Source organism: Kribbella sp. NPDC050124, from assembly GCF_044460355.1.
Classification (GTDB): domain Bacteria; phylum Actinomycetota; class Actinomycetes; order Propionibacteriales; family Kribbellaceae; genus Kribbella.
The window spans coordinates 308,978-327,898 of sequence record NZ_JBITJU010000006.1; the positions used below are offsets into that span (position 1 = coordinate 308,978).

The following is an 18,921-nucleotide window of genomic DNA, read 5'->3' on the forward strand; positions in this document are numbered from 1 at the left end:
TACAAAGTTGAAGGAACGGGATCCGGCGTCAGATACCGGCTTGGTATCCAATACCCAATGTCGCGGGGAAACCCTCAGCCATCTCGGCTGCCAGGTGCATAGGATGCCGACATGCCTGGAACCAACCTCACGCGCGACGAGGCGCGTACCCGTGCCGGGGTGGTCAGCGACGTCAGCTACGCGATCGAGCTCGACCTGACCAACGCCCCGAGCGGCGCTCCGGCCTTCCGGTCGGTGACCACCATCACGTTCGCCGCCGAGGCCGGCGCGGACACCTTCGCCGACCTGATCGCGGAGAAGGTGCGTGAGGTGACCCTGAACGGCCGCTCGCTCGACCCGGACACGGTGTACGACGGCGCCCGCGTCCAGCTGGACGGCCTGGCTGAACGCAACGAGCTGAGAGTGGTCGCGGACTGCGCCTACTCGCGCACCGGTGAAGGGCTGCACCGCTCGGTCGACCCGGCCGACAAGGAGACCTACCTCTACACCCAGTTCGAGGTGCCGGACGCCCGCCGGGTGTTCACCACCTTCGAGCAGCCGGACCTCAAGGCCCCTTTCACCTTCACCGTGTCCGCCCCGGCCCGCTGGGTGGTCATCTCGAACGCGCCGACGCCGGAGCCCGCGCCGTACCAGGGTGAGAACGGCGAGGAGCTGGCGCGGTGGGAGTTCCCGCCGACCGAGCGGATCTCGACGTACATCACCGCGGTCGTGGCCGGTCCGTACCACGTCGTCACCGACTCGTACGACGGTCCGCACGGCAGCTACCCGTTGTCGCTGCTGTGCCGTCCGTCGCTCAAGGGCGCGCTCGACATCGACGACCTGTTCGAGGTGACCAAGCAGGGCTTCGAGCTGTTCGAGCGGGCGTTCGGGACGCCGTACCCGTTCCACAAGTACGACCAGGCGTTCGTGCCGGAGTACAACATGGGCGCGATGGAGAACGCGGGCTGCGTGACGCTGCGGGACGAGTACCTGTTCCGCAGCCGGACCACGCACGCGGAGATGGAGGCCCGCGCCAACACCGTCCTGCACGAGCTCGCGCACATGTGGTTCGGCGACCTGGTCACGATGACCTGGTGGGACGACCTGTGGCTGAACGAGTCGTTCGCCGAGTGGGCCAGCCACTGGGCGCAGGCGGTCGCGACGACCAAGTACGCCGGGGCCTGGACGACGTTCTGCAATGCGCGAAAGAACTGGGCCTACCGCCAGGACCAGTTGCCCTCGACGCACCCGATCGCCGCGGACATGGTCGACTTCCACGCGGTCGAGGTGAACTTCGACGGCATCACGTACGCCAAGGGCGCCTCGACGCTGCGGCAGCTGGTCGCGTTCGTCGGTGAGGACACCTTCGTCTCCGCGCTGAAGGAGTACTTCTCCGACCACGCGTTCGGCAACACCGAGCTGGCCGACCTCCTGAAGCCGCTGGAGAAGGCGTCCGGGCGGGACCTGGACGACTGGACCGAGCGCTGGCTGCGGACCGCCGGAGTGAACACGCTGCGAGCCGACTTCGCGGTCGACGCCGAAGGCGCCTTCACGTCGTTCGCGATCGAGCAGACCGCGGCCGAGAATTTCCCGGTCCTGCGACCGCACCGGCTGGCGGTCGGCCTCTACCGCCGTACCGAGGACGGGCTCGTGCGGACCGAGCGGTTCGAGGTGGACGTCGACGGGCCGCGCACCGAGCTGGCCGAGCTGGTCGGCGCGACCCAGCCGGACCTGGTGCTGCTGAACGACGACGACCTCACCTACGCCAAGATCCGGCTGGACGAGCGGTCCCGGGCCACGCTGGTCGAGTCGATCGACCAGCTGACCGAGTCGCTGCCGCGGGCCCTGGCCTGGGGTGCGGCCTGGGACATGACCCGCGACGCCGAGATGCCGGCCAGCCAGTACGTCGGCATCGTGCTGCGCGGGATCAAGGCCGAGACCGACCTGACCGGTGTCCGGTCGCTGCTCGCCCAGGCGACCAGCGCGATCAACCTCTACGCGGCCCCGGCGAACCGGCCTGTGTTGCGGGCGCAGTTCGAGCAGGCGCTCGCCGAGTTGCTGGCCGGTGCCGAGCCGGGCAGCGACCACCAGCTGGCGTTCGCTCGCGCGTACAGCTCCGCCGTGTTCTCCGATTCCGGTGCGAACCGGCTGGTCGCGTGGCTGAACGACCGGGAGCTGCCGGACGGTCTGGTGGTCGACACCGACCTGCGCTGGACGCTGATCGTCGCGCTGGCCCGGCTCGGCCGGATCGGCGCCGACGAGATCGAGGACGAGCTCACCCTCGACACCACGATCACCGGTCAGGAGCGGGCCGCGCAGGCACGGGCCGCCCGGCCGACCGCCGAGGCCAAGGAAGAGGCATGGCGGATCGCGGTCGAGTCCGGGGACACCCCGAACGAGACGCAGTTCCGGACGATCCTCGGCTTCCAGCAGCCCGGCCAGGAGGACCTGCTCCGGCCGTACGTCGAGAAGTACCTGAGCGCGGCCAGGGACGTGTACACCCGGCTCGGCTCGTCGATGGGCGAGAACGTGCTGGTGTACCTGTCGCCGCGCAACCTGCCGGAGCAGCCGACGCTCGACGCGCTGTCGTCCTGGCTGTCGACCGAGTCGGAGTCGGTGGACGCTCCGACCCTGCGCTACGTCAGCGAGGCCCAGGCCGACCTGACCCGGGCACTTGCCGCGCAGGCTCGCGACGCCGGCTGAGGCTTCGACGACAACACCGCCGGTCTGCATGAGACCGGCGGTGTTGTGTTGGACCGGCGACCGGTAAAACTGGGTCGGTGCCCGCTTCTGACCCCGCCCTGGCCGGCGCGGCAGCCGTTGCGCTGACCGGACTCGCCGGGGCCTACCGCCCTCGCCCTGTCACTCCGCTGATGCCCTGGCGCTACCCGCACCGGTTGGTGAAGCCGTACGTCGTCACCGCGCGCGGACGGCAGTGGGACGACCAGATGGTCGAGGTCGCGCGCGCCACGGCCACCCGGCAGCTCGAGTTCGACGACGCGATGGGGTCGGTCGGGCTGGGTGTCGTCGTACTGCACCTCGGTGACGACGGGATCTACCTGGTCGTGCAGAGCTGGGCGAAGGACTTCCAGTCCCGGCTGAGCATCTTCAGCGGGATGGAGGCCGACGACCTGCGGCCGGCCCCGATCGGCGCGGCACCGTGCGTTTGGGAGCTCGAGGTGCTCAGCCACGAACGCGCGTCGTACGTGAACCACATCCTGGGCGGCGACGTCGATGTGGACGCCTGGCTCGACGACGCCCTCGACACCCGCCCGCAGCCCAAGCACGACGGCATCCCGTCCGGCACCTAGGTCACAGATCGCGTGGTCGACGAGATCCTTCGCGGTCCGCTCCTGGCTGAACAGGGCCTCCATCGAGTCGTAAACCCCTCCAGTAGGTCAAGCATTTGCCTGGAGGTTTTCAGCGCCGGGGATCGTTCACCATCGCCAGCGGACCCGGACAGTGGTAGCGCGAACGCTACCCGTGAGGGTCAAACGATTGTTCTTCGGCGGACAGTGAGGACTCGATTGCAGGAGGCGATTCGCAGATGGGGAAGGAGATTCTCATCACGTGAGTAGCACTCACTTACTGTTCGGTTCGGTTTAAGCTGCACGCAATTGACCGCCACAGGGGAATCTGGGGAGGGACCCTTGCCGTGACACCCGTGGATCACCGGAGGCCGCCCGCCCGCGCCGCCCGGAGACAACAGAAGAGCCCTTCCCGGCAGCACACCGACCCCCAGCAAGGCCACACCGTCAAACCCCAGCGATCGCACAGCGCGGTCGGCGCGGCGATCGTGGCGGCCGCCGCGATGGTGGCCGTATTCGCGTTCATCCTGACCAGAGGATCGTCCGCACCGCCCCCCGACGACGCGCTCCGCAGCGGAATGGACGACGCCGGAGCCGGGCCACCGGTCGCGAGTGCGCCGGTGCAGGGCTCAGGCCCGTCTGCCGCAGGCAACACCACCAAGGCGGACCGCAAACCGCCGGCCTCGTCCGCACCGAAGGCCAAGGCGACTGTGCCTCCGAGCGCGACCCCCAACACGGGTCCCGCCTCGCCGGTCTTCAAGCGCGGCCAGTGGATCGCCGTCCTCGAGAAGTACGGGACGGACGGGCTGGACGCCGAGCCACTGGCCAAGGCCACCGCGATCAAGCTGATCAACGCCGGTGTCCCGGCCAAGGCGATGCTCGTCAACGGGCAGTACCCAGGGATCACGAACAGCTCGATGGAGTCGGTCACCGACACCTGGATGGTCTATCTGGGCCCGGGGACGTCGTCCGCGCAGATGCTGAACCTGTGCTCCGACCCGCGGACCCAGCGCGTCTACAGCAACTCCGCCTGCCCCACCTACGAACCGGCCGGCACGAGCTGATCGGTCGCCAACCGGGCGTGCAGGTGCGAGTCGTGCCGCTGACCGGTGGGCTCGACGAAGTAGTCCCGCATGGTGCCTTCCAACTGGAAGCCTGCGCGCGTCGCAACCCGGCATGAGCCCTCGTTGACCAGCGCGTGGTCCAGCGACAGCCGGTGCAGAGCAAGGCCGTCCTTGGCGAACGCCCACCGAGCGGCCGCGTCCAGGGCGCGAGCCGCGAGCCCGCGGCCGCGTGCGGCCGGGCTGACCCAGTACGCGACCAGAGCCTGGTCCGGGACCCGGTTGACGTCGCGGATCGACACTGTGCCGAGCACGTAGTCGCTGGCGGCGTCCGCGATCGCGAACACCGCGTTGCCCCGCGACCAGCCGTCGACGCGGGTCTCCAGCCACCGCTTCGCCCGCCGGTCCGCGGGTGTGCGGATCACCGCCGTACCCGCGGCCCAGCGAAGCACGTCCCGATCCCGCAGTGCTACGGCGACCGCCGGCTCGTCCGTCCACTCGAACGGGCGCAGCACCACGTCGTCGAGCTCGATGCGGTGCGGCTGGAGCACCGGGCTCACTGCTTGTGCGGCTCGTTCGCGTGCAGGAGCGGAGCCTGGTGAGCGTGCTCACCCAGCTGCTGTACGCCGGTCACCAGACCGCCGGTGAGGTCACCGGTGGCGAACGACGTCTGCATCGCCAGCGCGGCCAGGCCGGCCGACGAGTCGGACAGCTGCCGCTTCGCGAGGGAGCCGGTGACGATCTCCAGCCGGCGTCCGGCCGGGTCGACGTACACCAGGACGGTGCGGTCCGGGTCGTCCAGCTCGTTCAGCAGCTCCAGGGCGAACGGCCGGGTCTCGGAGTCGGCGCCGCCGACGTACACGGAGAACCGCAGTCCGGAGACCTCCTCGGCGTGCCGGACCGCCCGCTCGATGTCGTAGAGCTGGTCAGGGGTGAAAGCGTCACCAGCTGGCACTTGCGCCTCCGGTCGAACGGGCGACGCCGGCGCCGGCTGTCGCGGTGGTCCCCGGAGCGCCGGGCAACTCGGGCAGGTGGGCGGGGTCAGGCTTCGTCGCAGTCGGCCCGTTGATCCAGACCGGCGGCGCCCACCAGGACAGGCCTGGGCGATAACGCGGTCCGCTCGCGATCGACGACGCGAAGACCAGGAGCGTCACCACCGCGATGACCAGTGCGGGGATGCCGACGAACACCAGCAGGGTGTGGCCGGAAACTTCAGTGATCACACCCAGAGCCTAGTCCCCCGGCTCCCCGCACTGTGCCGGGGGATCTAGCAGCCGCCGCAGTTGTAGTAGGTCACATCCCAGTGGTTGCTCTCGAGGGCGTAGATGTTGCCGGCCGCACTCCGCCACTGGGCAGCACCGTCACCGCGGTCGGCGATCCGGGTGAAGGTGTTGCGGATGTAGTTGCCGACGCAGGTGTACAGCGAGAAGTCCACCTTGTAGCCATTGCGGTGGCTGTAGGTCCCGCTGGCGTGCCCGACCTCGGTGCCGCCGGTCAGGTTGATCGCGCACCCACTCGCCTGCTTCAGCGTGCGGACGCCGTACACGGTGGTGTCGTTGATGTTGGTGAACGACGTACAGGTCGGGTTGTTCCAGTCCGAGCAGTTGCCGCTGGACGACCAGGTGATCCCGGCGGCCCGGAAGATCGACGTCGCCTGCGCGTGCGTCATCTTGGTGATCGCGGCAGCCTGGTCGACCGCGACCACACCGGGCAGCAGTCCGGCCAGTACGGCGACCAGCGGAACGAGCACACGTCGGAGCACAGTCTTCATGGGGACACTCCTTGAAATACGGGGCGGATATTTCAAGGAGTGCACTTCCCACGAAAGATATTGACGAAACTTCCGGTTGAATCAGAAACGAACATCCGAACACTGGTAGAAGGCGTTCGTCGTGTCGTGGACCGTCCAGACCGCGAGGATCATGTGCCGTCCGGTCCGGCCGCCCGGCACGGTGCCGGGATGACTGACGTTGTTGGCGGGCCGGCCGCCGTTCATGGTGACGGTCAGGAACGGGTTCAGGTCGAGCGCCGAGCGGGTCAGCGGGACGTTCTGGTTCCAGCCCTGCTTGGTGATGTAGTACTTGAAGTCTGTGGTGGCGTGCGGTGCGGTCAGGTACCAGCGGAAGTTGTAGCTCTGGCCCGCCGTGAGTTGCTCCGCCGGCCAGGCGCCGTTGCGCTGTTCGTCGAGCTGGGCGAACTGAGCCAGCCCGGCCGAGCAGAGCTTGCCGTCAGCGGGACCGGCCGCCGGGAAGCCCTTCGGGCCCTCGACGCTCTGCGGCTCCCACTGGATCTGGCCGCAGTTCTGGACCGTGCCGTTCTGGCAGTGCTTGGCACGACTGGTCGGCCCGGTCGTGTAGCCGTGGCCGTACGCCAGCGGGACAGAGGTGCTGACCGTCAGCGCCAAGGCGCCGACGGCGATTCCGGCGAGACTGAGTTTGCGTAGTCGGAGCATGCGGACAACTCCTTCGACTGTGGGGCGGAAAGACAGTGAAGGAAGGCGCCTTCTCGATAGATAGAAAACAACCGTTCAAATCTATTGTCAACAGTTCGTGACTGAGCGGTGACTAAATGTTGAGGGCGCCGATCAGTCTGCGGAGGCGGTGGTTGTTCGGGAGGTCCTCGATCAGGATCGGGGAGCCGTCCGGACCGCTGAGGGGAACCCGCCAGTTCGGGTACTCGTCGGTGGTCCCAGGCTGGTTCTGCGTACGGCGCTCTCCCACGGCATCTGTCAGCGCCACACCGACCAGCTTCGCCGGTGTGTGAGCGACGTACCGGTGCAATGCCTCGACGATGCGCTCCACGTCGCCGTCCGTGTTGCTGAGCAGGTGTCGCTCGCGCAGTGCGTTGAGCCAGGAGTCCCGCTCGGCCTCGTCCACCTCGAGCTCCTCGGCGAACGGCCTGGTCAGCAGACCCAGCTGGTTGCGCAGCTCCACGTGGTCTCCGGCCAGGTAGCCGGCGGTTGGTGGCAGGTCGTGCGTGGTCACGGTCGCCAGGCACAGCTCACGCCAGCGCTCCGGGGCCAGCGGCTTCCCGTTGGCGTCCCGCTCGAACCACAGCACCGACGTACCCAGCACGCCGCGCTCGGTCAGGTAGTCGCGGACCCACGGCTCGACCGTGCCGAGGTCCTCCCCGATCACAGTGACGCCGGACCGCATCGCCTCCAGGACCAGGATGCCGACCAGCGCCTCGTGGTCGTACCGGACGTAGGTGCCCTCGGTCGGGCGCTCCGGCGAGGTAACCCACCAGAGCCGGAACATGCCGAGGATGTGGTCGATCCGCAGCCCACCGCCGTGCCGCATCACCGCGCGGACCAGGTCCCGCCAGGCGGCGTACCCGGTGTCGGCCAGGGCGTTCGGGCGCCACGGCGGCTGCGACCAGTCCTGTCCCTGCTGGTTGAACGCGTCCGGCGGCGCACCGACGTGGATCCCGGGCGCCAGGACACTCTGCAGCGCCCATGCGTCCGCACCGTCCGGGTGCACACCGACAGCCAGGTCGTGTACGACGCCCAGCGACATGCCGGCCGCCTTCGCCCGGGCCTGGGTGCGGGCAAGCTGGTCGTCCAGCTGCCACTGCAGCCAGCAGTGGAACTCCACCGCGTCCGGGTTCAGGTTGCGGAAGGCAACGACGGCCGGGGAGGTCGGGTCCCGCAGTTCCTCGGGCCACTTGCTCCACTCCGGCCCGTGCGCGTCGGCGATCGCGGCCCAGGTGGCGAAGTCGATCAGCCCCTGGCTCTCGCGGTCGCAGTAGGCGCCGTACTCCGCGATCCGCCCGATCGACGGCCGGACGCCGAACAGCAACTGCAGCGCCTCCCGCTTGGCCGCCCACACGGTGTCCCGGTCCAGTGCGGTCGGGTCCTCGCTGAGCGCCCGGGTCTGCAGGCTCAGGGCCCGGACCCGATCCCGCTCAGCCGGCGCGAGGTCGCCGTACTCGTCGATGTCCTCTATGCGGAGGTAGATCGGGTTGCCGAACCGCCGCGAGGCGGGCAGGTACGGCGAGGGCTCCATCCGGCCAGTGGTCTCCGCGGCGTGCAGCGGGTTCACCAGCACGAAGCCGGCGCTCAGGTCGGTCGCGGACCAGGCGGCGATGTCGGCGAGGTCGTGCAGGTCGCCGATGCCCCAGGACCGGCGGGAGCGGACGGAGTACAGCTGGAGCACCCAGCCCCACGTGCGGTGCAGCTTCTCCGGCTCCAGCTTGGGCGGGGTGACGATCAGTGTGCTGACCGAGATCTCCGGACTGCCGCCGACCCGCGCGCAGAGCCGGTGATACCCCAGCGGCAGGTCGCCCGGCAGTTGGAACGTCGCCTCACCGACCTGCACACCGTCGATCCACTCCGGCTCGACCCAGCGGTCCTGCTGCGTGACGTCCCGCCGCTGCCCGCCGTCCTCCAGGTCCACCCACACCTCGACCGAGGAGCCGTGCGGCAGATGTACGGCGAACCAGGGCGTCCAGCCCTCGCGCATCACCACAGTCGGCGGCAGCGTACGGCGCCAACGCGCCTCGCGGTGCTCCTCCAGCGCTTCAGCTGCCTTCTCCGGCGTAGACGCGTCCACACCGAGTGCCGCGAGTACGGCGGACACGACCTCGCTGGAGACGATCACATGCTCGCCCTGCCAGTTCCAGTACTCCGTGGCCACGCCATGGGCAACCGCTAGCTCGACAAGGGCCGGAGTAGGAGCTGTCACCTCAGCGAGTCTGCCGCATCACCCGCCCTTACGCGCAAGACACGCCCCTAGTTGGAGCGGCGGCGACTGAGGAGGAGTACGGCGATCAGCAACACAGCGCTCGCTACGACCAGGCCGATGGCGACGCCGGCCATGTTGTCGGTGAGCTGGTAGAGAGCTGTCGGCCAGATGACCAGCAGGATCGCGCAGCCGACCACTGCGTACGCCGACGCCTGCCGGCGACCGTACGCGACCAGTAGCGCGGCCGGACCCGCCGTGCCGACGGCGAGGGCCATGATCTCGCCACGCTCCTGGATCAGCCAGCAGATCGACGAGCTGAACATCGCGGCGCCGGCCAGCGACCAGGCGGTCACCTGATCCCGGACCAGTCCGAGCATCCCCAGCACGAACGCGACCAGGATGAACCCGGTCCCGGCGATCCCGGCGCTGTTCGTGGACGCCCCGGTGTCCGGAGTCAGGACATCTGCCGTGATCACCAGCACACCGACGGCCAGGATCCCAAACGTTGCCACCAGCAACGAAGATCCGGTCAGCCACCACAGCCCGGCCCCCGCGAGCACCAGCGCGACCGCAACCCCGGCGATCCGGCCGGTCTCCCCTTCGATCGCGACGTAGGTGGCGAAGCCGGCCACGCAGCACCCCAGCGAGGCGAGCGCCGAGCTGAGCTGCTCGCGACGGCGCAGGGCACCGAGGACGGCTGCGGCGCCGAGCAGGATCACGGCCGCGCTGGTCCCGGTGCTCACGCGGGCGGCGCGGCCCATCTCACCCCAGTTCGCCACCGTGAGCAGCGCGACCGCGCCGAGGAGCAAGACCCCGCCGATGTAGCCGAGCACCTCGATCAGCGCACTCGAGTGGGTCGCTGTCGGCGGCGTCCTGGGTTTCGCCGCCGGCTCGTCGTTGGGTGGTTGCGGCCGCGCCCGACCGGGGTCGGCCAGCGCCGCCGTGACCTCGGCGTCGGCTGCGTCCCGCAGCGCGTCGGCCTGGTACTGGCGCAGCACACCCGCGCTCACGAGCCTGAGCAGCTCGTCATCCAGCCGACTGGGCATGCGATCGCGTCTCCCTTGTCTTTCTCACTAAGATCGGGCGGCGAGATGCCTATTCTGACCAGCTACCTTGTGTCCTTGTTCAGTCACCCCCTGTTTTCGCTGCCCGAACAGTTCCCGACCTTCTTCCGGTACGGCAACGACGGCAAGCTGGAGGTGACCGACCAGATCGTCATGGTCCCGGCCCGGATCGCCGGGCTGATCATCGGCTTCCTCGTGCTGCGCTGGGTGCTGCACAAGGTGATCCGCCGGTTCGCCCGCCGGACCGGGAACGGCGCCGTCGCCGGCGTACTGTCGAAGTCCAAGATCGGCCAGGAGTTCGTCGAGAACACGCTGGCCAGCCAGCGCCGCTCACAGCGGGCCGAGACGATCGCCTCGCTGCTGTGCAGCGCGGTCACGATCGTGCTGACCGCCGTCCTGGTGGTGATGGTGCTGGCCGAGCTCGGCTTCAACATCCTGCCGGTGATCGCCTCGGCGAGCATCATCGGCGTCGCCCTCGGCTTCGGCGCCCAGACGCTGGTGAAGGACTTCCTGGCCGGCGTCTTCATGATCTTCGAGGACCAGTACGGCGTCGGCGACCTGATCGACATGGAGAAGGCGACCGGCGTGGTCGTCGCGGTCGGCCTGCGGATCACCACCCTGCGCGGTGAGGACGGCACCACCTGGTACGTCCGCAACGGCGAGGTGCTCCGGGTCGGCAACCTGACCACCCGCGACCCGGACAGCTCGGCGCCCTCCGGCGTCGGCAGCGCCACCGAGCGGGCCGAGGAGGCTAGGCCGGAAGACGAAAGTGCGGCGACCGAAAGACCGGACGAAAGCCGAGCCTCAGGTACAGCCGCTCAGCTGCGGAGCCCTCGACCACCTGCAAAGTGAGCCGCCCGCCGGCCGCTTCCCGCCGCGCCTGGCCGAGCAACTCCGAGGCCAGGCCACGACCCCGGTACGCCGGTTTCGTGGCGACGGCGTAGATGCCGAAGACGTCGGCCGTGCGGAACACCAGCGTGATCGAGGCCGGGACGCCGTCGACTCGCAGCAGGTAGAGGGACTGATCCGGCGCGCGGTAGTTGCGCAGCGCCATCTTGCGCAGCTCCTGCCGCCACCACTCGACGTCCGGGTCGTCCTCGCCGAGGAAGGCCGCGGTCTGCACCTCGGCGAAGGCCTCGGCGTCCTCGTCCGTGGCGATCGGCTCGAGCGGCACGCCGGCCGCGTCACCGGCCGGTGCTTCCATGTGGACGAGCACCTCTGCCGGCTCGAACCCGGCCGCGGTCAGCCGCGCCTCCCACCCTTCACCGCTCCACGGCACCAATCGGACCGCCGCCGTACCGTCCGGGACGTCGACGTCCGCGGTCAACGGGATCCAGCAGGAGAAGAAGTCGTCCGCGCCGACCACGTCGATCCCGGCGCCAGTACGTCGTACCACTCCCCTGTGGGCGGCCAGGAACGCCAGATGGTTGTCGAGCAGCACCGCATCGTCCAGCACAGCCGCAGTATCCCGCCGGCCCCGGCCGTGTGTCTGGCGGTTAAACGACGACCGCCCGCGCAACGCAGGTTGCGCGGGCGGTCCGGTGGTCCTGCTCAGGCGGTGAAGCTGACCTCGAGGGTGATCGGGGTCGCGGCCAGAGCCTGGGAGACCGGGCAGTTCTTCTTCGCGCCCTCGGCGAACTCGGCGAACTGGTCGGCGGTGATGCCCGGCACGCTGCCGACCACCGTCAGCTTGATCCCGGTGATGCCCTCACCCGGCTGGAAGGTCACGTCGGCCTGGGTGTCCAGCGACGCCGGCGGGTTGCCGGCCTGCGCCAGCGCGTGCGACAGCGCCATCGAGAAGCATGCCGCGTGCGCGGCGCCGAGCAGCTCCTCCGGGCTGGTCCTGCCGCTGGCCTCCGGCTCGGTCCGGGCGGCCCAGGTCACATCGAACGTGCCCAGCCCGGACGACTGGAGGCTGGTCTGACCGGCCCCCTCCAGCAGCGAACCTTCCCAGTGGGCCTTGGCGGTACGGGTAGCGGCCATGCTCGTGTTGTCTCCTTCGAAAGAGATTCAGCGGCCGGACACGTCGATCGCGCCCGGGTACTGCGGTTCGTCGGTGTTCACCATGCTGTGCGCGGCCATCACCATGTAGGTCCAGATCTCCTCGTCCCGATCCGGTGGCAGCGCGATCTCGTCCAGCGCGGCACGCATGTGGCCGAGCCAGCGGTCCCGGGCGCTCGGGGTGACGGCGAACGGGGCATGCCGCATCCGCAGCCGGGGGTGCCCGCGCTGCTCGGAGTACGTCCGTGGGCCGCCCCAGTACTGCTCCAGGAACATCCGGAAGCGCTCCTCGGCCGGGCCGAGGTCCTCCTCCGGGTACAGCGGGCGAAGCTCCGGGTCGGCGGCGACACCGCGGTAGAAGGCCGCCACCAGCCGGTGGAACGTCTCGGCCCCGCCGACAGCGTCGTAGAAGCTCAGTTGCTCAGTCATAACCGTCCCAGTGTCTCAAGTGGTCACAACGTGTTCGAGCAGGGCATCCCGTTCTGTGGTCGCGATGAGCCGCTTGGCGTGGGTCTCGCCGTCCACGGTGACCAGCACCGAGACCGCCTTGGCGTACACGTCCTCCCCACCGCCGCTGCGGTCGACGATGCGGGACCCCAGCGTGTACGACGACGTGCCGACCGACTCGACCCAGACGTCGACGTCGTACGGCGGGTGCCTGAGCAGGATCGGGCGCAGGTAGTCGACGGTCTGGCTGACCAGGACGACCGGGTGCTCGGCGAAGAAGTCGCCGGTCGTGCGCATGATCTCGGACAGGAACGCGATCCGGGCTTCCTGCAGGTAGTCGAAGTACCGGACGTTGTTGACGTGGTCGTAGGAGTCGATGTCGGACCAGCGGACCAGGACCGGGTGCGTGAAGGTCACGAGCCCACCAGCTTGGACAAGGCCTCGCGCTCGACCGGGCTGATCCGGCGGAGGCGGTTGGCGGCGAAGTCGAACGGGACCAGTTTGGTGCGGGCCTCGACGTACGTCCGGCGCTCCGGCTCGGCGTCCAGGATCTCGTAGTCGACCGTGAACGAGGCGGCCCTGATCTCGCTGATCCACAGCTCGATCCGGACCGGTTCGGGCCGGAAGTGCAGCGGGGCGCGGTACTGCACCTCGTGCCGGGCCACCAGCAGGCCGGTCTCCAGGTCGTCGGCGCCGAGTTCCTTCGCGGTCCGGAACAGGAAGTCGACCCGGGCGTCCTGCAGGTAGTCGACGTACCGGCCGTTGTTCACGTGGCCGAGGGCGTCCTGGTCACCCCACCGCAGCGGGCAGTGATAGACGTGGCGGTTGTGATGATCCACACGGCGATCATTGCATCCGGGGTACTTCCGGCGTGACACAGCGTGGGTAATGTCATCCCCGGCACGACCCATGGACCGTAAGGAGCACGCGGATGACCGACCAGCGGGTGGCGATTGTGACCGGGGCGGCCCGGGGAATCGGCGCGGCCGTGGCACAGCGGCTCGCCGCGGACGGGAACGCGGTGGCCGTCCTCGATCTGGACGAGGGCGCCTGCTCCGGGACCGTGAAGACGATCACCGAGGCCGGTGGCAAGGCGATCGCGGTCGGCTGCGACGTCAGCAAGTCCGACCAGGTGACCGCGGCGGTCGAGCGGGTGGTCGCCGAACTGGGCAAGCCGACGATCCTGGTGAACAACGCCGGCGTGCTGCGCGACAACCTGCTGTTCAAGATGTCCGACGACGACTGGGACACGGTCATGTCGGTACACCTCAAGGGCAGCTTCCTGATGTCCCGCGCGGTCCAGGCGCACATGGTCGAGGCCGGGTACGGCCGGCTGGTCTTCCTCTCGTCGACCTCGGCGCTGGGCAACCGCGGCCAGGCGAACTACGCCTCCGCCAAGGCCGGCCTGCAGGGGCTGGCGAAGACGCTCGCGATCGAGCTGGGCAAGTTCGGCGTCACCGCGAACGCGATCGCGCCCGGGTTCATCGAGACCGACATGACCGCGGCCACCGCGGCCCGGGTCGGGGTCGACTTCGAGGAGTTCAAGAAGGCCACCGCCGCGACCATCCCGGTGAACCGGACCGGCAAGCCCGAGGACATCGCCGCGGCCGCGTCGTTCTTCTGCAGCGAGGAGGCCGGCTTCGTCTCCGGCCAGGTGCTGTACGTCGCCGGCGGACCTCGTAACTGACACCGAACTGAGAGGGCCCAGGAGATGGCACAGTCCTTCGCCGGCATCGACGACGTCGTGCACGCGGTCGGCACCCAGCTGGGGGAGACCGCGTGGCTGGAGATCACCCAGGAGCAGGTGAACCAGTTCGCCGAGGCGACCGGTGACCACCAGTGGATCCACGTCGACGTCGAGCGCGCGAAGAAGGGGCCGTACGGCGGGACGATCGCGCACGGCTACCTGACGCTCAGCCTGATCGCGCGATTCGGTGACGAGCTGTTCTCGGTCAGCGGTGTGACCGCCAAGCTCAACTACGGCGTGAACAAGGTCCGGTTCCCGGCCCCGGTCCCGGTCGGCTCCCGGGTCCGGGCGAGCGCCTCGATCTCGAACACCTCCCAGACCCCGGCCGGCATCCAGGTCTCGCTGAACTGGGTGATCGAGCTGGAGAACTCGACGAAGCCCGCCTGCGTCGCGGAAACCGTCGTACTGCTGGTGCCCTAGCGGAACAGGCGCATGTCGCGGCAGGTGGACAGGTAGACTCGGTCTATGGCTCAGACGCTTACGGCTGCGGTTCACCAGGAAGAGGACTGGTACGTCGCTCAATGCCTCGAGATCGACGTGGCGAGCCAAGGACAAAGTATCCAGGAAGCGCTTGAAAACCTGCGAGAAGCTGTCGAGCTGTACCTCCAGGAGGTAGGAGACGCGCACCCGACGGCTACTCCGCTCGTGACTTCGTTTCAGGTCTCCGGCGCCGCATGAGCCCGGCTCTCGCTGACCTTCCGGTCAAGAGAGTTCTCCGTGCCTTGGAGGCAGCGGGTTTTCAGCACAGTCGGACCAAGGGCAGCCATGCGATATATCGTCACAAGGATGGCCGGACCGCGGTCATTCCGCTGCATGGCGTCGTGAAGCGCGGGACGCTGGCTTCGATCATCCGGCAGGCTGGCCTGACGCCCGCCGAGTTCACGGATCTCCTGAACTGAACCGGTCGGTGCCCTGGCGTCTGTGGGCAGGCTAGAGCGGGCAGATCAGGACGGCGTGGGTGGCGACTCGGTAGTAGCCGAGCCACTCGTTGACCGCGATCATCGGGGTGTTGCCGTCGTAGTTGGCGGTGTAGGCGGCTGGTACGCCCGCGTCGGCGGCTCGATGCAGGGCGGAGCACTTGACCAGCTTGGCCAGCCCGCGGCCGCGGTACTCGGGCATCGTCGCGGTCATCCGCGACCAGATCTTGGTGTGATCGCCGATGCCCAGGGTGAACGCGATCACCTGGCCGTCGTACACGGCCGCCACACTCAGGTCGAGCACCGTGGCCGGTGACTTCCACACTCCGTCGAGCCAGTCGTCGTACGGCCGGGAGGTGATCTTCGCGTCGCCCGGCTTGGTTCGCTGCGCGACCAGGTCCGCCTCGTAGAGGCTGCGGGGATCGACCTCGTTCAGCGGCACCAACTCCACCCCGGACGGTACGCCGGGCAGGTCCGGCGCCTTCCGTGGGTCGATCCCGGCGTAGTGCACCTGCCGAGTCTGCCGATAGCCCCAACGGGCCGCCCACTCGGCCGTCGACGGCTCCGCGAACACCCGTGCACTCGTCGCCTTGGCCGAGCGCAGTTCCTCGTGCGTTGCCGTCAGCAACGTCGTCCCGATCCCCCGGCCGCGGTGGTCCGGCCGGACCAAGATGCGCAACTCCCCCGCCAGCGGGTCCGATCCGGCGATCAGCCCGGTCGACGCCCACCCGACCACCTCGCCTGCGTCCACCGCGGCAAACGTGCCCCGACCGGGAGCAGGAGCGGCGGAGAGCCCGCGCCGGAGCGCCGAGGCCGTGACCACCAGGTACGGCGCGTGCGCGTCGTGTAACGCGATTGCGCCTTCGACGTCCCCCGGTTCGGCAGGCCTGATCTCCATGCGAACTCCTTCGGCGAAGTTCCCCGGAACATAACCCGATCCCGGTACATACCGAATCCGGAAAGCCGTTACAGCTCTGTTTCAGCGCCCATTCTTAACGCGTTGATCACCTAGGTCGTGAGCGGACGCAGGAGTCCCATTTCGGTTTGCACGCGGCGGTAGCCGAGCCAGTTGTTGATGGCAAGCATCGGGCCGTTCTCGTCGTCGTTCGACGTGTACGCAGCGGTGATCCCGGCCGCGGCGCAGCGACGGAGCGCGACCGACTTCACCAGCTTGGCCAGCCCGCGACCCCGGTACGCCGGGACGCTTCCGGTCATGCCCGACCAGGCGCGATCGCTGTCGGTCTCGACCGCGGTGAAGCAGGCGACCTCATCACCAGAGACCGCCGCGACGCTGAGCGCCTTGTCCAGCGCCGGGCTGTTCCAGACCTCTTCCAGCCAGCGGTCGTAGTCGATCGCGTCGAGCGGCGAGTCGCTCGGCTCGTCCAGCGAGGCGATCGAGTCGGCGACGTAGGCCTGTCGCGGATCCAGCTGGTCCATCGACACCAGCTCGATGCCGTCCGGGGTTGGCGGCTGCTCCGGCAGCACCCGTGGATCGACGCCGGAGTAGTGCATCTGACGGGTCCCGTCGTACCCGCGGTTGCGGGCGAACTCGAGGCCGTCGGGGTGTACGAAGGCTCGCGTGCGGACCGCGCCGACCTCACCGAGGTGCTGGTGCAGGCGCTCGGCCAACGCGCTTCCGATGCCTTGATTGCGGTGCTTCGGGTGCACGTAGATCGAGGTGTGGCTCTGACCCGGTTCGCTGGTCCAGATGTTCAGCGCGGCCGATCCCCAGGCGACGAGCTCGCCGTCGACCTCCGCGACCAGGGCGAGGAAGCGCTCCGCCGGCGCGGACACCGTGATCATGTGCCGGGTCGCCGCCGGTGACATCACCTTGTACTCGTAGACCGCGCGCCGTACCGCCGTCACGCCGTCGGCGTCGTCGCCCACGGCCGGCCTGATCCTCACCGGGTTCGCCATGCCCGGACCCTAACCAGCACACCGGTCACCCGCCACGCATTAACAACAGCAACGTGATCGCAACAAGCGCGCGCTCGCTGTGATTCTGCCGTGTACCCGACGGGCACTAGAGTGGCCGGTGCTGTCGGACTGATCGCCCCGACCGCCGGAGGTGCCATCGTGCTGGGACACGACGTGGTCACCGGCGGCGGGCGGTCCGCGGACCTCTTGACTGATCGTTGCTTGTCAGGGGTAAATAGCCACTATGCGCGTGACAGATGGTGCGACCGCGGCTGAGGTCTTCGCCGGGCTGATGGTGTCCGACGGGCCGCGAGCCGAGTACGAGAAGGCGTTTCGGCCGTTCGCGCCGTTGATCGGCAGCTGGGACCTCGACGTCAGCTGGTACGACGACGACGGCAACGTCACCCGGCAGACCAAGGGTGAGTGGCACTTCGCCTGGGTCCTCGACGGGCGTGCGGTCGCCGACATCTGGATCACCCCGAGCCGCGCCGCCCGCGCCACCGACGGCGACGGCGAGTGGGGCTTGTCGATCCGCATCCACGACCCCGAGCTGGACGCGTTCCGCTCCACTTGGATGGGCCCGAAGGCCGCGTTCGTGATGACGTTCATCGCCCGCGCGGAGGCCGACTCGATCCGGCTCGAGTCCCGCGAACCGCTCGCCACCAAGACCCGCTGGATCTTCACCGGGATCACCGAGACCGGCTTCCAGTGGCGCAACGAGGACGAGGATGCCGACGGCAACATCACCGTCCGGCAGCGCTTCGTCGCGACCCGCCCGGCTCAGCCGTAGGTCCGCACCGCCGCGGTGGCGAGCTCGAGCATCCGCGCGCGAATCTCCTGCGGTTCCAGCACCTCGACATCGTTGGCGAACCCGAGCAGCACCCCACACGCCGCCTCACGCACCCGGAAGTGCATCGCCAGCCGCGGCCAGACGTCGTCCGACGGCACATCTCGCGCCTGCTCCCCCTTCACGAGCATCGGCGAAGCAATCCGCCGTACCTGGTCGACCACCTCGGGCCGCACCCGCACGACCACCTCGACCCCGACCGGCATGTTCTGCTCCAGCCCGGACCGCAGCCGCTCCCACTCCGCCCGCACGTCCAACTCGGCCGGCCGGTCAGCGACCTCCTCCAGTACGTCGACCTCCTGCACGCGCGACACCCGGTACATCCGTGCCACGCCGCGATGCGCCGCCACGAGATACCACCGCCCCGCCTGCTCCACCAGCCCCCACGGGTCGACCGTACGGCGCTCTGGCTGACCAGCACTCGCAGACGCATACAGCAGCCGCACCCGCCGACGGGTCGCCACCGCCTGACGCAGCACCGGCAAGGCGCCGGTGTCCTCAGCCTCGGCGAACCACCGCCGCCGGTCGACCACGATCGACCTCGACAAAGCCTCCGCATCGCCCTGCAACTCCAGCGGCAACGTCGACGACAGCTTGCCCATCGCGGACTGCAGCGCGTCCCGCAGTCCTAGCTCCTCCGACAGGGCGGCCCGCCCTGACCACGCGAACAACGCCTGCGCCTCCCGCGGCGTCAGACCGCTCACGTCAGCGCGGTACCCGGGCAGCAGTACGCAGCCACCGTTCCGCCCGCGCTCCGTGTACACAGGTACGCCGGCCGCCGACAACGCCTCCATGTCACGCATCACCGTCCGCGTGGAGACTTCCAGCCGCTCGGCCAACTCACGCGCACTTAGCCGCGCATGCCGCTGCAGCAACAGGATGATCTGCAACAACCGGTCAGCTCGCACAAGTTCAGAATATGCGACAGAAGATGTCCTATATCTACCGCGA

At 68.9% G+C, this 18,921-nt stretch carries 24 protein-coding genes; 9 read left to right on the plus strand and 15 right to left on the minus strand.

Features of this window, described 5'->3' with window-relative positions; genetic code table 11:
- The first annotated feature begins 111 nt into the window (after positions 1–111).
- From pepN to ACIBL3_RS17905, 3 genes are all read left to right on the plus strand, one after another.
- Positions 112–2,682 carry an aminopeptidase N gene (pepN, locus tag ACIBL3_RS17895; protein ID WP_396354491.1) on the plus strand — a complete coding sequence of 857 codons (2,571 nt, stop codon included), beginning with the start codon at positions 112–114 and terminating at the stop codon, positions 2,680–2,682.
- 77 nt (positions 2,683–2,759) lie between these two features.
- Positions 2,760–3,290, plus strand: a complete 531-nt coding sequence (locus ACIBL3_RS17900) for a hypothetical protein (protein ID WP_396354492.1) — start codon at positions 2,760–2,762, stop codon at positions 3,288–3,290.
- A 353-nt stretch (positions 3,291–3,643) separates the two neighbouring features.
- On the plus strand, positions 3,644–4,351 hold the full coding sequence (locus ACIBL3_RS17905; protein WP_396354493.1) for a hypothetical protein: 708 nt from the start codon (positions 3,644–3,646) through the stop codon (positions 4,349–4,351).
- Here ACIBL3_RS17905 and ACIBL3_RS17910 read toward each other — a convergent pair.
- From ACIBL3_RS17910 to ACIBL3_RS17940, 7 genes are all read right to left on the minus strand, one after another.
- Entirely contained in the window at positions 4,327–4,908 is a 582-nt protein-coding gene (locus tag ACIBL3_RS17910) for a GNAT family N-acetyltransferase (RefSeq protein ID WP_396354494.1), read from the minus strand. The genes ACIBL3_RS17905 and ACIBL3_RS17910 overlap by 25 nt on opposite strands.
- Entirely contained in the window at positions 4,905–5,303 is a 399-nt protein-coding gene (locus tag ACIBL3_RS17915) for a DUF5130 family protein (RefSeq protein WP_396354495.1), read from the minus strand. Before ACIBL3_RS17915 ends, ACIBL3_RS17910 begins: the two co-directional genes overlap by 4 nt.
- Complete coding sequence (locus tag ACIBL3_RS17920; protein WP_360519762.1) at positions 5,290–5,571, minus strand: hypothetical protein; 282 nt, start codon at positions 5,569–5,571, stop codon at positions 5,290–5,292. Before ACIBL3_RS17920 ends, ACIBL3_RS17915 begins: the two co-directional genes overlap by 14 nt.
- 44 nt (positions 5,572–5,615) lie before the next feature.
- Positions 5,616–6,119 (minus strand): hypothetical protein, encoded by a 504-nt coding sequence (locus ACIBL3_RS17925; protein ID WP_396354496.1) that lies wholly within the window; start codon positions 6,117–6,119, stop codon positions 5,616–5,618.
- Between the two features lie 81 nt (positions 6,120–6,200).
- Positions 6,201–6,800, minus strand: coding sequence for a lytic polysaccharide monooxygenase (locus tag ACIBL3_RS17930; RefSeq protein ID WP_396354497.1), 600 nt, complete (start codon positions 6,798–6,800; stop codon positions 6,201–6,203).
- Between the two features lie 112 nt (positions 6,801–6,912).
- Complete coding sequence (gene malQ / locus ACIBL3_RS17935; RefSeq protein ID WP_396354498.1) at positions 6,913–9,030, minus strand: 4-alpha-glucanotransferase; 2,118 nt, start codon at positions 9,028–9,030, stop codon at positions 6,913–6,915.
- 47 nt (positions 9,031–9,077) lie between these two features.
- The gene (locus ACIBL3_RS17940; protein ID WP_396354499.1) at positions 9,078–10,076 is read right to left on the minus strand and encodes a hypothetical protein; all 999 of its coding nucleotides are present in this window, start codon (positions 10,074–10,076) and stop codon (positions 9,078–9,080) included.
- 69 nt (positions 10,077–10,145) lie between these two features.
- On the opposite strand from ACIBL3_RS17940, the gene ACIBL3_RS17945 reads away from it, so the two are divergent.
- Positions 10,146–10,946, plus strand: coding sequence for a mechanosensitive ion channel family protein (locus ACIBL3_RS17945; protein ID WP_396354547.1), 801 nt, complete (start codon positions 10,146–10,148; stop codon positions 10,944–10,946).
- Here ACIBL3_RS17945 and ACIBL3_RS17950 read toward each other — a convergent pair.
- The 5 genes from ACIBL3_RS17950 to ACIBL3_RS17970 form a co-directional block, all read right to left on the minus strand.
- Positions 10,846–11,550, minus strand: a complete 705-nt coding sequence (locus ACIBL3_RS17950) for a GNAT family N-acetyltransferase (RefSeq protein ID WP_396354500.1) — start codon at positions 11,548–11,550, stop codon at positions 10,846–10,848. The two genes, ACIBL3_RS17945 and ACIBL3_RS17950, sit on opposite strands and share 101 nt — an antisense overlap.
- A 95-nt stretch (positions 11,551–11,645) precedes the next feature.
- Positions 11,646–12,077, minus strand: a complete 432-nt coding sequence (locus ACIBL3_RS17955) for an OsmC family protein (protein WP_396354501.1) — start codon at positions 12,075–12,077, stop codon at positions 11,646–11,648.
- Between the two features lie 27 nt (positions 12,078–12,104).
- The gene (locus tag ACIBL3_RS17960; RefSeq protein ID WP_396354502.1) at positions 12,105–12,524 is read right to left on the minus strand and encodes a globin; all 420 of its coding nucleotides are present in this window, start codon (positions 12,522–12,524) and stop codon (positions 12,105–12,107) included.
- 15 nt (positions 12,525–12,539) lie between these two features.
- Entirely contained in the window at positions 12,540–12,959 is a 420-nt protein-coding gene (locus ACIBL3_RS17965; protein ID WP_396354503.1) for an acyl-CoA thioesterase, read from the minus strand.
- Positions 12,956–13,381, minus strand: a complete 426-nt coding sequence (locus ACIBL3_RS17970; RefSeq protein ID WP_396354504.1) for an acyl-CoA thioesterase — start codon at positions 13,379–13,381, stop codon at positions 12,956–12,958. Before ACIBL3_RS17970 ends, ACIBL3_RS17965 begins: the two co-directional genes overlap by 4 nt.
- 92 nt (positions 13,382–13,473) lie before the next feature.
- On the opposite strand from ACIBL3_RS17970, the gene fabG reads away from it, so the two are divergent.
- The 4 genes from fabG to ACIBL3_RS17990 are packed head-to-tail and all read left to right on the plus strand — an operon-like array spanning position 13,474 to position 15,188.
- Positions 13,474–14,229: a 3-oxoacyl-ACP reductase FabG gene (gene fabG, locus ACIBL3_RS17975; RefSeq protein ID WP_396354505.1), complete on the plus strand. Its 756-nt coding sequence runs from the start codon at positions 13,474–13,476 to the stop codon at positions 14,227–14,229.
- 24 nt (positions 14,230–14,253) lie between these two features.
- Positions 14,254–14,709 (plus strand): MaoC family dehydratase, encoded by a 456-nt coding sequence (locus ACIBL3_RS17980; protein WP_396354506.1) that lies wholly within the window; start codon positions 14,254–14,256, stop codon positions 14,707–14,709.
- Positions 14,710–14,754: 45 nt separating this feature from the next.
- Positions 14,755–14,967, plus strand: a complete 213-nt coding sequence (locus tag ACIBL3_RS17985; RefSeq protein WP_396354507.1) for a type II toxin-antitoxin system HicB family antitoxin — start codon at positions 14,755–14,757, stop codon at positions 14,965–14,967.
- Positions 14,964–15,188 (plus strand): type II toxin-antitoxin system HicA family toxin, encoded by a 225-nt coding sequence (locus tag ACIBL3_RS17990; protein WP_396354508.1) that lies wholly within the window; start codon positions 14,964–14,966, stop codon positions 15,186–15,188. Before ACIBL3_RS17985 ends, ACIBL3_RS17990 begins: the two co-directional genes overlap by 4 nt.
- Before the next feature lie 31 nt (positions 15,189–15,219).
- On the opposite strand, the gene ACIBL3_RS17995 is transcribed toward ACIBL3_RS17990, so the two are convergent.
- Positions 15,220–16,104 carry a GNAT family N-acetyltransferase gene (locus ACIBL3_RS17995; RefSeq protein ID WP_396354509.1) on the minus strand — a complete coding sequence of 295 codons (885 nt, stop codon included), beginning with the start codon at positions 16,102–16,104 and terminating at the stop codon, positions 15,220–15,222.
- Positions 16,105–16,214: 110 nt separating this feature from the next.
- Positions 16,215–17,123, minus strand: a complete 909-nt coding sequence (locus tag ACIBL3_RS18000; protein WP_396354510.1) for a GNAT family N-acetyltransferase — start codon at positions 17,121–17,123, stop codon at positions 16,215–16,217.
- 244 nt (positions 17,124–17,367) lie between these two features.
- Between ACIBL3_RS18000 and ACIBL3_RS18005 the strand changes: the two genes are divergently transcribed.
- Entirely contained in the window at positions 17,368–17,913 is a 546-nt protein-coding gene (locus ACIBL3_RS18005; protein ID WP_396354511.1) for a hypothetical protein, read from the plus strand.
- Here the strand turns inward: ACIBL3_RS18005 and ACIBL3_RS18010 are convergent.
- On the minus strand, positions 17,904–18,878 hold the full coding sequence (locus tag ACIBL3_RS18010; RefSeq protein WP_396354512.1) for a helix-turn-helix transcriptional regulator: 975 nt from the start codon (positions 18,876–18,878) through the stop codon (positions 17,904–17,906). The genes ACIBL3_RS18005 and ACIBL3_RS18010 overlap by 10 nt on opposite strands.
- Between the last annotated feature and the right edge of the window lie 43 nt (positions 18,879–18,921).

What these genes read in the sequence shown, in the direction of transcription:
- ACIBL3_RS17955 (WP_396354501.1), bottom strand. Translation starts at nt 12,077, where the DNA reads ATGGCCGCTACCCGTACCGCCAAGGCCCACTGGGAAGGTTCGCTGCTG.
- ACIBL3_RS17985 (WP_396354507.1), top strand. Translation starts at nt 14,755, where the DNA reads ATGGCTCAGACGCTTACGGCTGCGGTTCACCAGGAAGAGGACTGGTAC.
- ACIBL3_RS17995 (WP_396354509.1), bottom strand. Translation starts at nt 16,104, where the DNA reads ATGGAGATCAGGCCTGCCGAACCGGGGGACGTCGAAGGCGCAATCGCG.
- ACIBL3_RS17930 (WP_396354497.1), bottom strand. Translation starts at nt 6,800, where the DNA reads ATGCTCCGACTACGCAAACTCAGTCTCGCCGGAATCGCCGTCGGCGCC.
- fabG (WP_396354505.1), top strand. Translation starts at nt 13,474, where the DNA reads ATGACCGACCAGCGGGTGGCGATTGTGACCGGGGCGGCCCGGGGAATC.
- ACIBL3_RS17960 (WP_396354502.1), bottom strand. Translation starts at nt 12,524, where the DNA reads ATGACTGAGCAACTGAGCTTCTACGACGCTGTCGGCGGGGCCGAGACG.
- ACIBL3_RS17940 (WP_396354499.1), bottom strand. Translation starts at nt 10,076, where the DNA reads ATGCCCAGTCGGCTGGATGACGAGCTGCTCAGGCTCGTGAGCGCGGGT.
- ACIBL3_RS17980 (WP_396354506.1), top strand. Translation starts at nt 14,254, where the DNA reads ATGGCACAGTCCTTCGCCGGCATCGACGACGTCGTGCACGCGGTCGGC.
- ACIBL3_RS18005 (WP_396354511.1), top strand. Translation starts at nt 17,368, where the DNA reads ATGCGCGTGACAGATGGTGCGACCGCGGCTGAGGTCTTCGCCGGGCTG.
- ACIBL3_RS17990 (WP_396354508.1), top strand. Translation starts at nt 14,964, where the DNA reads ATGAGCCCGGCTCTCGCTGACCTTCCGGTCAAGAGAGTTCTCCGTGCC.
- ACIBL3_RS17925 (WP_396354496.1), bottom strand. Translation starts at nt 6,119, where the DNA reads ATGAAGACTGTGCTCCGACGTGTGCTCGTTCCGCTGGTCGCCGTACTG.
- ACIBL3_RS18000 (WP_396354510.1), bottom strand. Translation starts at nt 17,123, where the DNA reads ATGGCGAACCCGGTGAGGATCAGGCCGGCCGTGGGCGACGACGCCGAC.
- pepN (WP_396354491.1), top strand. Translation starts at nt 112, where the DNA reads ATGCCTGGAACCAACCTCACGCGCGACGAGGCGCGTACCCGTGCCGGG.